This is a genomic window from Streptomyces sp. NPDC104831, from assembly GCF_055583025.1.
The window spans coordinates 73898-87345 of record NZ_JBVJOT010000019.1 but is presented as its reverse complement, the minus strand read 5'-3'; the positions used below and the strand labels follow the sequence as shown (position 1 = coordinate 87345).

12 protein-coding genes are annotated in these 13448 nt (G+C 73.3%); 6 read left to right on the top strand and 6 right to left on the bottom strand.

The annotated features are described in order from the left end of the window. Positions 1-54: 54 nt before the first annotated feature. Positions 55-2025, bottom strand: coding sequence for a hypothetical protein (locus ACZ63H_RS15760; RefSeq protein WP_469865239.1), 1971 nt, complete (start codon positions 2023-2025; stop codon positions 55-57). A gap of 97 nt (positions 2026-2122) precedes the next feature. Beyond that, entirely contained in the window at positions 2123-3250 is a 1128-nt protein-coding gene (locus ACZ63H_RS15755; RefSeq protein WP_469865237.1) for an alpha/beta hydrolase, read from the bottom strand. Between the two features lie 203 nt (positions 3251-3453). Between ACZ63H_RS15755 and ACZ63H_RS15750 the strand changes: the two genes are divergently transcribed. The 6 genes from ACZ63H_RS15750 (at position 3454) to ACZ63H_RS15725 (ending at position 8685) form a co-directional block, all read left to right on the top strand. Then, positions 3454-5289 (top strand): phosphatidylglycerol lysyltransferase domain-containing protein, encoded by a 1836-nt coding sequence (locus tag ACZ63H_RS15750; protein ID WP_469865235.1) that lies wholly within the window; start codon positions 3454-3456, stop codon positions 5287-5289. Between the two features lie 106 nt (positions 5290-5395). Then, a complete protein-coding gene (gene folP / locus ACZ63H_RS15745; RefSeq protein ID WP_469865233.1) occupies positions 5396-6310 on the top strand; it encodes a dihydropteroate synthase in 915 nt (304 codons plus the stop codon). Further along, a complete protein-coding gene (locus tag ACZ63H_RS15740) occupies positions 6307-6840 on the top strand; it encodes a nuclear transport factor 2 family protein (RefSeq protein WP_469865231.1) in 534 nt (177 codons plus the stop codon). The genes folP and ACZ63H_RS15740 overlap by 4 nt, the downstream gene beginning before the upstream one ends. Positions 6841-7149: 309 nt before the next feature. Next, on the top strand, positions 7150-7509 hold the full coding sequence (gene folB / locus ACZ63H_RS15735) for a dihydroneopterin aldolase (RefSeq protein WP_469865229.1): 360 nt from the start codon (positions 7150-7152) through the stop codon (positions 7507-7509). Then, positions 7506-8117: a 2-amino-4-hydroxy-6-hydroxymethyldihydropteridine diphosphokinase gene (gene folK, locus ACZ63H_RS15730; RefSeq protein WP_467936115.1), complete on the top strand. Its 612-nt coding sequence runs from the start codon at positions 7506-7508 to the stop codon at positions 8115-8117. Before folB ends, folK begins: the two co-directional genes overlap by 4 nt. Positions 8118-8196: 79 nt before the next feature. Further along, positions 8197-8685 carry a DUF3180 domain-containing protein gene (locus ACZ63H_RS15725; protein WP_318202111.1) on the top strand — a complete coding sequence of 163 codons (489 nt, stop codon included), beginning with the start codon at positions 8197-8199 and terminating at the stop codon, positions 8683-8685. Positions 8686-8710: 25 nt separating this feature from the next. Here the strand turns inward: ACZ63H_RS15725 and folE are convergent, their stop codons facing one another. The 4 genes from folE to tilS form a co-directional block, all read right to left on the bottom strand. After that, positions 8711-9316 (bottom strand): GTP cyclohydrolase I FolE, encoded by a 606-nt coding sequence (gene folE, locus ACZ63H_RS15720; RefSeq protein WP_467936113.1) that lies wholly within the window; start codon positions 9314-9316, stop codon positions 8711-8713. Between the two features lie 134 nt (positions 9317-9450). Further along, entirely contained in the window at positions 9451-11490 is a 2040-nt protein-coding gene (gene ftsH / locus ACZ63H_RS15715) for an ATP-dependent zinc metalloprotease FtsH (RefSeq protein ID WP_469865227.1), read from the bottom strand. 196 nt (positions 11491-11686) lie between these two features. Further along, positions 11687-12247 (bottom strand): hypoxanthine phosphoribosyltransferase, encoded by a 561-nt coding sequence (gene hpt, locus ACZ63H_RS15710; protein WP_030606186.1) that lies wholly within the window; start codon positions 12245-12247, stop codon positions 11687-11689. Positions 12248-12368: 121 nt separating this feature from the next. Next, the gene (gene tilS / locus ACZ63H_RS15705; RefSeq protein ID WP_469865225.1) at positions 12369-13397 is read right to left on the bottom strand and encodes a tRNA lysidine(34) synthetase TilS; all 1029 of its coding nucleotides are present in this window, start codon (positions 13395-13397) and stop codon (positions 12369-12371) included. Positions 13398-13448: the final 51 nt, after the last annotated feature.

Sequence of the window (13448 nt, the reverse complement as noted above, 5' to 3'; positions counted from 1 at the left end):
ACCACGGGCCCGGCTCCCTCGCGGGAGGACCGGGCCCGTCTCGCCGGCGGCGGCTCAGGAGGCCGCGCTGCGCAGCCCCTGTACGTCGATCTGCTCGGTCTCGTCGTGCGCGGTCAGGTCGATGACCTGGCCGACGCCCCGGGACCGCTCGTCGGCGGGCTTGAACGCGGCCTCGGCCTCGGCCTTGTGCACGGCGAGCGCCTCGGGGCCCACGACATCGGCCAGGTCCTCGTTCTGCACGGCGTCCAGCGCGGCCTTCGGGGCGCCCTTCTGCGTACCGAAGAAGTCGAACCCGCCCTCGGCCACCGGCCGCCGCACGGGCGCGGGCGACACGACGGCCGCGGCGGGCGGCACCACCGGCCCGGCACCACCGGCCGGCCGGTCCACGACGCCCTGCGCCTCGGGAACGGGCCGGGACGCGGGGGCGGCGCCACCGGAGCCGGAGTCAGGACTCCCGGAGGCGGACCCAGGGGTTGCGGAGACGACGCCAGGGGTTCCGGAGGTGAAGCCGGGAGCCCCGGACACGGGCCCGGCGGTCCCGGACGGGGCCCCGGCGGCGGGCAGGGGAGCGGCCCCGGAGACGGGAGCAGCCCCGGACACGGAAGCGACCCCGGTCACGGAAGCCGACCCCGACGCGGGAGCAGCCCCGGACACGGGAGCAGCCCCGGACACGGGAGCAGCCCCGGGCTTGGAAGCCGACCCGGACGCGGGAGCGGCCCCGGACACGGGAGCGGCCCCGGACACGGGAGCGGCCCCGGGCCTGGAAGCCGACCCGGAAACGGGAGCGGCTCCGGACACGGCAGCAGCCCCGGAAACGGAAGCCGACCCGGAAACGGAAGCCGACCCGGAAACGAGAGCAGCCCCCGGAGCGGAAGCGCCCTGGGAAGCGGGAGCAGCCCCGGTCACGGAAGCGGCCCCGGGCACGGAAGCCGACCGGGAAGCGGGAGTCGGGCCGGGCGCGGAAGCCGGGCCGGACTGAGGGGCGTGCCCCGTGCCGGCAGCGGGAACGGCCACCGCCTCCGCGGCGGGCCCGGCGACGGGAACCGGCCCGGCACCGCCCTCCACGACGGCCCCGGCCGCACCCCCGGCGTCCTCGGACGTCTCCTGCCCGACGACCCGTGCCGGGCCGGACACGGGCGTCGTCGCCGCCGGTGTCCCGGACCCGGGCGCCTTCGCCTCGGGCGTTCCCGCGCGGAGCCCGGTCGCGCCGGGCTCCACCGTGCCGGACTCCCCCGTCACTGCGTCCGCCGCCCCCGGCTCCGCCGTCGTGGCTTGAAGCGCCCCGGACCGCGCGGTCACGGCCTCGGGAGCCCCGGGCTCCCCCGGCACGTCCGCCACGGCCCCGGGCGCGTCCCCCGCGGGCCCGGCCCCGGCGGGCGTGTCCCTCTGGCCGCGCGGGCCGTCGCCGTCCCCCGGCTCGTGCGGGGGCTCGCGGTCGAAGCGGGACAGTGCCGTGAGGGCCCGGCGGTACAGGCGGGCGCCCTCGGGGGAGAAGGCCGCGGGTGCCGCCGGGGCGGGCGCGGGCGGCAGGGCCGGGGCCGACGGACGGGCGGGCCCCGGCTCCGGTGCCGTCGTCTCGAGTTCCAGCAGCCGGCGGCCCTCCAGGGCGCTGGCCCGCTCGGTCTCCGCGGTGGCGTACCGGCGCAGCAGGGCCGCGTGCTCGTTGCGCAGGCCGGCCAGCTCCGCGCGCTTGGCGCGCAGCCGCTGTTCCAGCTTCGAGCGCAGCTCGCGGGACTCCTCCAGGTCGGTCTCCAGTTCGGCGACGCGCTCCTCGAAGCGCCATTCGTCACCGGCGCGCGCACGCGTCAGCTCGGCGACCCGCCGGGCCGCCCGCACGTCCCAGCGGCGCATCACGAACGCGCCGAGGACCGACGTGGCCGCTGCCGCGGCGGCCAGCGCCCGCAACACCGTGGCCTCGGAGAACACCCAGGGGGCCGACGCGCAGGCGACGGAGACGCCGGCGATCGCCGAGGGAGGCAACAGCCGGTGCAGAGGAGAGGAATGGCGGTGGCGTCCACGTGGCATGGCCAGAAACTTACCGCGCGTAGGTGAATCATGGGCCCCGGGCCGCAAAAACACGGCCACGGCGGGGGCCTCACGAGCCGTCAGGGCGTCCGCCGGCTCAGCGTTCGGCGAGCCGCCCGCTGATCCACTGGAGGGTCGGCGGTATCTCGCGCCGCCAGGTGTTGAAGTTGTGGCCGCCGCTGTCGAGGATGATCGACGAGATGCGGGTCCGGTCGGTGGCCCGCACCCGCCGGATGAAGTCGAGCGTGGACTTGTAGTTGTGCTCGCCGACCTTGCTGCTGGTGACGAGCAGCGAGGTGTCCGGCGCGGGTTCGTGCCGCAGCAGCCAGAACAGGTCGGCGCGGTCGCGCAGCCCGGCGTCGCCGTGGAAGAGGTCGCCGGTCGTGGGGTCGATCGGCGCCTTGTAGTACGGCGACAGGCCCGCGCCGGCCGCGTACACGTCCGGGTGGTGCATGGCGAGCTTGAGCGCGCAGTAGCCGCCGGTGGAGTCGCCGATGACGCCCCAGCCGCCCGGCCGCCCGGCCGCCCGGTAGTGGCCGAGGACGGCCTCCGGCAGGTCCTCGGCGAAGAACGTCTCCGTCCGCGGCCCGCCCGGAACGTCGACGCACTCGGTGTCCCGCGGCGGTGCCACGGTCGGCCGCATCATCACCAGGATCATCGGCTGCGCCCGGCCGTCCCCGGCCAGCCGCTGCGCGGTGCTCGGATAGTCCAGCTTGTCGACCAGCGCCCGCGCGGTGCCCGGGTAGCCGGTCAGCACGACGGCCGTCGGGAACGTGCGCGTGCGGTACTGCGGCTGGAAGTACTCCGGCGGCAGGTACACGTACGCCGGGGTCGCGATGCGGGTCGTGCGGCCGACGATGTCCACCTTCTGGATCTGCCCGCCCCGCTCCGGCCGCGTGGCGCGCACGCCGGGCACCTCGGAGGTGGAGGTCACCCGGAGCGGGCCGCCGGCCGTGCCGTGGGCCGCGTGGTCGACGACCACGCCCTGCCCGGTCTCCGTGCCGAACAGGTCGGCCCAGCTGGCGTAGAAGCCGAAGGCCTGGTTGGCGGCGAGGCCGACGGAGGCGAAGAGGGCCACCTGGGTGGCCAGCAGCAGGCCGATCCGCCCGCTGACGGCCCGCCAGTTCCGCCGGGCCAGGCGCGGCCACAGCCACACCGTGCCGATGAACAGCACGGCGGCGATCGCTATCGCCAGCCACAGCACTGTGTTGCTCGTGAGACCCATGGGGTGTTCCCTGCCTGCGCTTTCCGCCCGCGCCGTGCCCACGCCTGGTGCGCGCGCTTGCCCGGGGCTTTCCTTGCCCTTTGACCCGACTTTCCGGTGGGGAGTGAACCTCCCTCCCCCAGACACCGTCCTAGAGGGCGCAATGTCGCCGGATGCCCCGATCGGCACCGGGTCCAAGGTCTCTCGCACAACTACGGGATGCGATGTCTGTCAGGGTAGATGGGGAAGTGTCGGGCGGGGTTCCGAGCCGATCAAGCCGTGGGCGGCGCCTGCCGCGCGGTCCGCGCCCCGAGGCCGTTCCCGTCCTGGTCGGCCGGGCGGCCACGCTCGTGGGCCTCCTGGACATCGCCGCGGGTGTCTTCCCGCGCTTCAGGCACAGCCGCATGCACGCCCTGGCCGAGGTGCTGCCGGGCTCGTTCGGGCCGTTCGCGGCGGCGCTCTCGCTCAGCTCGGGCGTGCTGTTGCTGCTGCTCGCGCACGGGCTCAAGCGGCGCAAGCGCCGGGCGTGGCGGGCCGCGGTGGCGCTGCTCCCGGTGGGTGCGGCGGCGCAGTTCGCGTACCGGCACTCGCTCGTCGGCGCGCTCATCGCGGTCGCCCTGCTCGTGCCGCTGCTGCGCCACCGGGACCAGTTCGGCGCCCTGCCGGACCCGCGCAGCCGGTGGCGCGCGCTCGCCAACTTCGTGCTCATGAGCGCCGGCTCGGTCCTGCTCGGGCTCCTCATCGTCAGCGTCCACCCGGGCCGCACGATCGGCGACCCGAGCCTGGCCGACCGGCTGACGCACGTCATCTACGGCCTGTTCGGCTTCGAGGGCCCGGTCGACTACCAGGGCAACACCTCCTGGACGGTGGCCTTCTCCCTCGGCGCGCTCGGCTGGATCACCGCGGCGACCACCGCCTACCTGGCCTTCCGCCCGGAGCACCCGGCCGCGCGCCTCACCGAGGACGACGAGGTGAGGCTGCGCGCCCTGCTGGAGCGGCACGGCGGGCGGGACTCGCTCGGCCACTTCGCGCTGCGCCGCGACAAGGCCGTGGTGTTCTCCCCGAGCGGCAAGGCCGCGGTCACCTACCGGGTCGTCTCCGGTGTGATGCTCGCCAGCGGCGACCCCATCGGGGACGTCGAGGCCTGGCCGGGTGCCATCGAGCGCTTCATGGACGAGGCCCGGGCCCACTCCTGGACGCCCGCCGTCATGGGCTGTTCGGAGACCGGCGGCGAGGTGTGGACCCGCGAGACCGGCCTGGACGCCCTGGAGCTGGGCGACGAGGCGGTGGTGGACGTGGCGGATTTCTCGCTCGCCGGACGCGCGATGCGCAACGTGCGCCAGATGGTCAAGCGCATCGAGCGGGCCGGCTACGAAACCCGGGTACGGCGCATCCGTGACCTCGGTGACGCGGAGCTGGAGCGGATCCGCCGGGCGGCGGAGGACTGGCGCGGCACGGACACCGAGCGCGGCTTCTCCATGGCGCTCGGCCGCATCGGCGACCCGGCCGACGGCGACTGCCTGATCGCCACCGCGCACAAGCAGGACGACGAGCCGGGCGAGTACGGCGACCTGAAGGCCATCCTGCACTTCGTGCCGTGGGGCGGGGACGGCGTCTCGCTGGACCTGATGCGCCGCGACCGCGCCGCCGACCCGGGCATGAACGAGCTGCTGATCGTCGCCGCCCTCCAGGCCGCCCCGAAGTTCGGCATCGCCCGGGTCTCGCTGAACTTCGCGATGTTCCGTTCCGCCCTCGCGCGCGGGGAGAAGATCGGCGCCGGTCCGGTGCTGCGCGCCTGGCGCGGGCTGCTCGTGTTCCTCTCGCGCTGGTTCCAGATCGAGTCGCTGTACAAGTTCAACGCCAAGTTCCAGCCACGCTGGGAGCCGCGGTTCGTGGTCTACCGGGCCCCCGCCGACCTGCCCCGCATCGGCTTCGCCGCCATGCAGGCGGAGGGCTTCGTCAACCTCGCCGTGCCGCTGCCGCGCTTCCTGCGCCGGCGCCGGTCCGCCGCCGGGCGCCCGTGCGCGCACGTGGGCGAGCGCGACGTCCGGGCCGCCTGAGCCCCGGGCACCGGGCGGTACGGCCCGGCATCGGCCCCGCGGCGGCCCCCTCCCCCGAGGGGGCCGCCGCGCGTTCCCGGCACCGACCTGGGCCTACGCTGAACGTATGAACAGCATCAGCGGGCGCGGCCGGGTGGCCGGCCTTCCGGCATGGGACCGGTGCGCGGTCATGGGGGTCGTGAACGTCACCCCCGACTCCTTCTCCGACGGCGGCCGCTGGTTCGACACCACCGTCGCCGTCAAGCACGGCCTCGACCTGGTCGCGCAGGGCGCGGACCTGGTCGACGTGGGCGGCGAGTCCACCCGGCCCGGCGCCACCCGCGTGGACGAGGCCGAGGAGCTGCGCCGGGTCGTCCCCGTGGTGCGCGGCCTGGCCTCCGAAGGCGTCGTCGTCTCCGTCGACACCATGCGCGCCTCCGTCGCCGAGCAGTCCCTCGCGGCCGGCGCCGCCCTCGTCAACGACGTCAGCGGCGGCCTCGCCGACCCCGCGATGATCCCCGTGGTGGCCGCCGCGGGCGCCCCCTTCGTGGTCATGCACTGGCGCGGCTTCCTCCAGGGCGGCAACGTCAAGGGGGCCTACGAGGACGTCGTCGGCGAAGTCGTCGCGGAGCTGCACGCGCGCGTGGAGGCCGTGCTCGCCGGCGGCATCGCCCCGGACCGCGTCGTCGTCGACCCGGGCCTCGGCTTCTCCAAGGAGGCCGAGCACGACCTCGCCCTCCTCGCCCACCTGGACCGGCTGCGCGCCCTCGGCCACCCCCTGCTGGTCGCCGCGTCCCGCAAGCGGTTCCTCGGCCGGGTCCTGGCCGGGCCCGGCGGCGCGCCCCCGCCCGCCCGGGAGCGCGACGCGGCCACGGCCGCCGTCTCCGCGCTCGCCGCGCAGGCGGGCGCCTGGGCGGTGCGCGTCCACGAGGTGCGCGCCACGGCGGACGCGGTCCGGGTCGCGCGGGCCGTGGCCGAGGCGCGCGGCACGGCCCGCACGCCCGGCGCGGACGACGAGCGCGGGCCGGAAGGAGCCCGGTGAGCGCCCCCCACACCGACGTCGAACAGGTGGAGGCCGCCAACACCGCCTTCTACGAGGCGCTGGAACGCGGTGACTTCGAAGAGGTCTCCGGTCTCTGGCTGACGCCCGCCGACCTGGGCGTGGACGAGACGTACCACGACCCCGCGGACACCGGCGTGGTCTCCTGCGTGCACCCCGGCTGGCCGGTCCTGACCGGCCGCGGCGAGGTCCTCAGGTCGTACGCCCTGATCATGGCGAACACCGACTACATCCAGTTCTTCCTCACCGATGTGCACGTCTCCGTGACCGGTGACACCGCCCTGGTGACCTGCACGGAGAACATCCTCAGCGGCGGGCCCGCCCCGGAGGAGGGCGCGGAGCTGGGGCCGCTGGTGGGCCAGCTCGTCGTCGCCACCAATGTGTTCCGGCGCACCCCCACCGGCTGGAAGCTCTGGTCGCACCACGCCTCCCCCGTGCTGACCGAGAGCGCCGAGGACGACGAGGACGGCGGCGTGAATGGCGTGAATCCGGACGACGGCCCCCTCGCCTGACCGGGTACCCGCACCGCGTGCGGTGGCGGGCGCGGTACGGGAGCGGGCCCCGGCCCGGCCGAACGGCGGCCGGCACCGGGCGGCGGGCACGTGGCCGGAATCACCCACCCCCGGGTAGCAGGGGCCACGGGCCCGTGACAGGGTCGGGTTCCCCAGGGGAAACCGCCGGTGAACCCTCCGGGTTCCGGCCCGGTCCCCGCCCCCGCGGCCGGGCCCTGTCGGTGTCCGCAGGTAGATTCGTCCAAGGCCGGTGTGCCGCCCGCACGCGGTACGGGCCGGCCCTTCCCGACGATTGCAGGAGTGATTCGCGTGGATCGTGTCGCGCTGCGCGGCCTCAAGGCCCGTGGGCACCACGGGGTGTTCCCCAAGGAACGCGAGGAGGGCCAGACCTTCATCGTGGACCTCGTCCTCGGTCTGGACACCCGGCCGGCCGCGGCCGACGACGACCTGACGAAGACGGTGCACTACGGCATCGTGGCCGAGGAGGTCGTGGCCGTGGTCGAGGGCGACCCGGTGGACCTCATCGAGACGCTCGCCGAGCGCATCGCCCGGACCTGCCTGAAGCACGAAGGGGTCGAGGAGGTCGAGGTGTGCGTCCACAAACCGGACGCGCCGATCACCGTCCCCTTCGACGATGTGACCGTCACCATCACCCGGAGCCGAGTATGACCCGACCTTTCCGCCAGGGTCACAGCGACCCGACCGTCCAGCCGGTGCCCGCCTCGGTCGTCGAGAAGGTGGACGCCGCCGACACCACGCTGCACAACCCCCAGTGGGCCGTGATCTCCCTCGGCTCCAACCTGGGCAACCGCCTGGAGACCCTCCAGGGGGCCGTGGACGCCCTGGAGGACACCCCGGGCGTCCGGGTGAAGGCCGTGTCCCCGGTGTACGAGACCGCGCCGTGGGGCGTCGAGCCCGGCAGTCAGCCGTCGTACTTCAACGCGGTCGTGGTGCTGAAGACGACGCTGCCCCCCGCCTCCCTGCTGGAGCGGGCGCACGCCGTCGAAGAGGCGTTCCACCGCGTCCGGGACGAGCGCTGGGGCCCGCGCACCCTGGACGTCGACATCGTGGCCTACGCCGACGTCACCTCGGACGACCCGGGCCTCACCCTGCCCCATCCGCGCGCCCACGAGCGTGCCTTCGTGCTGGCGCCCTGGCACGACGTGGACCCCGAGGCGCAGCTCCCCGGCCGCGGCACGGTGGCCGAACTGCTGTCCGTGATCACCCGTGAGGGTGTGGCGCACCGCGGGGACCTGGAACTCCGGCTGCCCGAGTAGTCGTTAAGGTCGAGACGGATCAAGTCAAGACCAAGACGACCACCGTCCGGAATGGTCCGGGGGAAACCGAAGGGACACCGTGAGAGAGCTGCGCATCAGGGTGCTGGCGGGCGTGTTCGTCGTGGCCGGCGTCCTGTCCTGGGCGGGCGCCCGCCTCTGGAACTCGATCGGGACCCTCCCGAGCGTCCCCCTGGCCGCGCCCGTGGTCCTCGCGCTGATCGCGGTGGTCCTGCTCTCGACGGCGCTCTCGCTGCGGGCCCGGCTGAAGGCCCAGCGCGAGCGCCGGCCCGGCGCCAAGGGCGTCGACCCGCTGATGGCCGCCCGGGCGGTCGTCTTCGGCCAGGCCAGCGCCCTGGTCGCGGCCCTCGTCGCCGGCATGTACGGCGGCACGGGCGTCCTGCTGCTGGAGCTGCTGGACTTCCCCGCCCGCCGCGACCAGGCGATCTACGCGGGCTTCTCGGTGCTGGCCGGTCTCGCCGTGATAGCGGCCGCCCTGTTCCTGGAGCGGATCTGCCGGCTCCCGGAGGACGACGACCAGAACCCGCCGGGGGCGGAGCCGGCGGCCTGAGCCCCGGCGCCGCCCGGCGGCCTGATCAGCGCGCCATGATCAGGCTCATGGCCTCGTTGCGCGTGGCGACGTGCCGCAGCTGTCCGCGCACCGCCGACGTTATGGTCTTCGCGCCCGGCTTGCGGATGCCGCGCATCGACATGCACATGTGCTCGCACTCGACGACGACGATGACGCCCCGCGGCTCCAGGATCTCCATCAGGGAGTCCGCGATCTGCGTGGTGAGGCGCTCCTGCACCTGCGGCCGGCGGGCGTAGACGTCGACGAGGCGGGCGAGCTTGGACAGCCCGGTGATCTTGCCGCTCTCGGACGGGATGTAGCCGACGTGGGCGACGCCCCGGAACGGCACCAGGTGGTGCTCGCAGGTCGAGTACACCTCGATGTCCTTCACCAGGACCATCTCGTCGTGCCCGAGGTCGAACGTCGTCGTCAGGACGTCCTCCGGCTGCTGCCACAGACCGGCGAAGATCTCCCGGTAGGCCCGCGCGACCCGGGCCGGCGTCTCCCTGAGCCCCTCGCGGTCCGGGTCCTCCCCGATCGCGATCAGCAGCTCGCGCACGGCGTTCTCGGCGCGCTTCTCGTCGAACTCGCCGATGCGTCCCTCGCCGTCCAGCGTCACCGGGTCGGTCATCTGGTTCCTCGTTCCTGCGCCATGACGCGCGTGTGTCTCGCGTTCCGAAACTGCGGACATGCGAAATGCCGCGCCCCCCAGGCTAGAACCCGGGGGGCGCGGCATTCATTCCGGCCCGTGTGTCCGGCGCACGGTCAGCTCTCGGAGCGGTCCTCCGGGGCCTGCTCCGTCGCCGGGGCGGACTCCGCCGCCGTCGACTTGACGGTGCTGATCGACGCCGTGGCGCCGTTCGCGCCGTTGGTCAGCGCCAGCTCCTTCGGGGAGAGCACCGGCGGGCGGGTGGACGGGGTGCGGCGGGAGGAACCGGTCCAGGCGGGCCGCGGCGGGCGCTTGACGATCGGGGCGAAGATCTCGGCGATCTCCTCCTTGCCCAGGGTCTCCCTCTCCAGCAGCTGGAGAACGAGGTTGTCGAGCACGTCGCGGTTCTCGACCAGGATCTCCCAGGCCTCGTTGTGCGCGGTCTCGATGAGCTTCTTGACCTCTTCGTCGACCAGCGCGGCGACCTCTTCCGAGTAGTCCCGCTGGTGGGCCATCTCCCGGCCGAGGAACGGCTCGCTGTTGTCGCCGCCGAACTTGATCGCGCCGAGACGCTCGGTCATGCCGTACTGCGTGACCATCGCGCGGGCCAGGTTGGTGGCCTTCTCGATGTCGTTCGCGGCACCGGTGGTCGGGTCGTGGAAGACCAGTTCCTCGGCCGCCCGGCCGCCCAGCATGTAGGCGAGCTGGTCGAGCATCTCGTTGCGGGTGGTCGAGTACTTGTCCTCGTCGGGCAGGACCATCGTGTAGCCGAGGGCACGGCCGCGGGACAGGATCGTGATCTTGTGGACCGGGTCGGAGTTCGGCGAGGCCGCCGCGACCAGGGCGTGACCGCCCTCGTGGTACGCGGTGATCTTCTTCTCCTTGTCCGACATGATCCGGGTCCGCTTCTGCGGGCCCGCGACCACGCGGTCGATCGCCTCGTCCAGCGCCTTGTTGTCGATCAGCTTCTGATCGCCGCGGGCGGTGAGCAGCGCGGCCTCGTTCAGCACGTTGGCGAGGTCGGCACCGGTCATGCCCGGGGTGCGGCGGGCCACGGCGGACAGGTCGACGTCGGGCGCGACCGGCTTGCCCTTCTGGTGGACCTTGAGGATCTCCAGACGGCCCTGGAGGTCCGGCGGGTCGACCGCGATCTGCCGGTCGAAGCGGCCGGGGCGCAGCAGGGCCGGGTCGAGGATGTCCGGACGGTTGGTGGCGGCGATGAGGATCACGCCGCCCTTGACGTCGAACCCGTCCATCTCGACCAGCAGCTGGTTCAGGGTCTGCTCGCGCTCGTCGTGACCGCCGCCGAGGCCGGCGCCGCGGTGGCGGCCGACCGCGTCGATCTCGTCGACGAAGACGATCGCCGGGGCGTTCGCCTTGGCCTGCTCGAACAGGTCGCGCACACGGGAGGCACCGACACCGACGAACATCTCGACGAAGTCGGAACCGGAGATCGAGTAGAACGGCACGCCCGCCTCGCCCGCGACGGCACGCGCGAGCAGGGTCTTGCCGGTACCCGGGCGGCCGTAGAGCAGCACACCCTTGGGGACCTTGGCGCCGACGGCCTGGAACTTGGCCGGCTCCTGGAGGAACTCCTTGATCTCCTGGAGCTCCTCGACGGCCTCGTCACAGCCGGCGACGTCGGAGAAGGTGGTCTTCGGGGTGTCCTTGGTGATGAGCTTCGCCTTGGACTTGCCGAAGTTCATGACCCGGGAGCCGCCGCCCTGCATCTGATTCATCAGGAACAGGAAGACGACCACGATCAGGACGAAGGGGAGCAGGGACAGCAGGACGCCGACGAACGGGTTCTGCTTGGACGGCGAGACCGTGTAGCCGTCCGTGATCTGCTTTTCCTGGTACTTGGTCTGCAGCGTGCCGGCGAGCTGCACACCCTGGTCGCCGATGTAGCTCGCCTGGATCTTCGAGCTGCCCTCGACCTTGTAGCCGTCCTTGAGCGTGACCTTGATGCTCTGCTCGTCACCGGTGGTGAGCTTGGCCGACTCGACCTTGTTGTCGTTGATCGCCGCCACGACCTGGCCGGTGTCCACCGTCTTGTAGCCGCCGGACGAGCCGACGACCTGCATCAACACGACCACGGCAAGGACGGCCAGCACGATCCACATGACCGGCCCACGGAAGTATCGCTTCACGTCCATCCATACGGAGCGGTGCCGCCCCGTCCCTCCTGCCATAGTGAGTTTGATAAGACAGTTCTTCTGACGGTACCCCAGCATTGTTGCCCGAAGCCGCACGGAGCCGATTCGGCGGCTGGGAAAACCCGTCTCCGCTTGCTTCAACGGCAGGGAACCCGCTGGGGTTCCCGATCGTCCTAATGGGCTTGGGCCGACTGGCTCAGCCGCCGTAGACGTGAGGCGCGAGCGTACCGACGAACGGCAGGTTGCGGTACTTCTCGGCGTAGTCGAGGCCGTAGCCCACGACGAACTCGTTCGGGATGTCGAAGCCGACCCACTCCACGTCGATGGCGACCTTGGCGGCGTCCGGCTTGCGCAGCAGCGTGCACACCTTCAGGGACGCGGGCTCGCGCGAGCCGAGGTTGTTGATCAGCCAGGACAGGGTCAGGCCGGAGTCGATGATGTCCTCGACGATCAGGACGTGCCGGCCCTTGATGTCGGTGTCGAGGTCCTTGAGGATGCGGACGACACCGGAGGACTGGGTGCCCGCGCCGTAGGAGGACACGGCCATCCAGTCCATGGTGACGGGGGTGGACAGCGCCCGGGCGAGGTCCGCCATGACCATCACCGCGCCCTTGAGGACGCCGACGATGAGCAGGTCCTTGCCCGCGTATTCCGCGTCGATCTTCGCGGCCAGCTCGGCCAGCTTCGCGTCGATCTCTTCCTTGGTGATGAGCACCCGCTGGAGGTCGGCACCCATGTCTTTCGCGTCCACCCGCATCACTTTCGGTCGTCCCGCACTTACGGCCGCGAGCGCGGCCACCGGCTACGGCCGCAGGTACGGCCCGTGGGCCGCCCGGCCCGCCGGGGCACCGGGTGAGGGCACTCCGCGGGGCCGGTCGTCAGCCTTGCCGAATCACCAGTCTGCCACCCTGGCGCTGGGCGACGACCCGGCCGGGGAGGTTGATGGCCCCCTGGCCGCGCCAGCCGGTGATCAGACGGTCGACTTCCTCGATGTGGCGGGCGAACAGCGCACCGGCCGGGGCTCCCGCCTCGATGGCCGCGCGGCGCAGGATCCGGCGGCGCACGGCGGGCGGCAGGGCGTACAGCTTGGCGCACTCCAGCAGGCCGGCCGCGTCCCGTACGGACGCCTCTGCCTGCCGGGCCCAGGCGTCCAGGGCGTCGGCGTCGTCGCGGGAGAGCTGGGCGGTGCGGGCCAGCGCCTCCACCACGCCCTTGCCGAGGGCCTTCTCCAGGGCGGGCAGGCCCTCGTGCCGGAGCCGGGAGCGGGTGTAGGCCGGGTCGGTGTTGTGCGGGTCGTCCCAGACCGGCAGGGACTGGACCATGCAGGCCTTGCGGGCGGTCTGCCGGTCCAGGTGCAGGAAGGGCCGCCGGTAACGGCCGTCGGCCCCCGAGACCGCGGCCATGCCGGACAGGGAGCGGATGCCGGAGCCGCGGGCGAGTCCCAGCAGGACGGTCTCGGCCTGGTCGTCGCGGGTGTGGCCGAGCAGGATCGCGGCGGCGCCGTGGCGTTCGGCGGCGGCGTCCAGGGCGGCGTAGCGGGCGTCGCGGGCGGCGGCCTCGGGGCCGCCTTCGCGGCCGACGGTCACGGCGACGGACTCGGCCGGGTCGAGGCCCAGTTCGCGCAGGCGCAGGACGACCTCCTCGGCGCGGAGGTCGGAGCCGGCCTGGAGGCCGTGGTCGACGGTGACACCGCCGGCGCGGACGCCGAGCTTGGGGGCCTCGAAGGCGAGGGCGGAGGCGAGGGCCATGGAGTCGGCGCCGCCGGAGCACGCGACGAGGACGAGCGGGGAGGGGGGCCGCTCGGCCGTCCGGCCCGCGGGCGCGCGGGAGGTCTGGTCGTTCAGGATGTCGTGGAGGACGCGGCGGACCGCCAGGCGTATCGCCGCGACCGCAGGATGGGGACCCATGTCCGGTTCCCTTCATGAAGTTTTCCGGGGGGCGGGCCCGGGACGGTCACT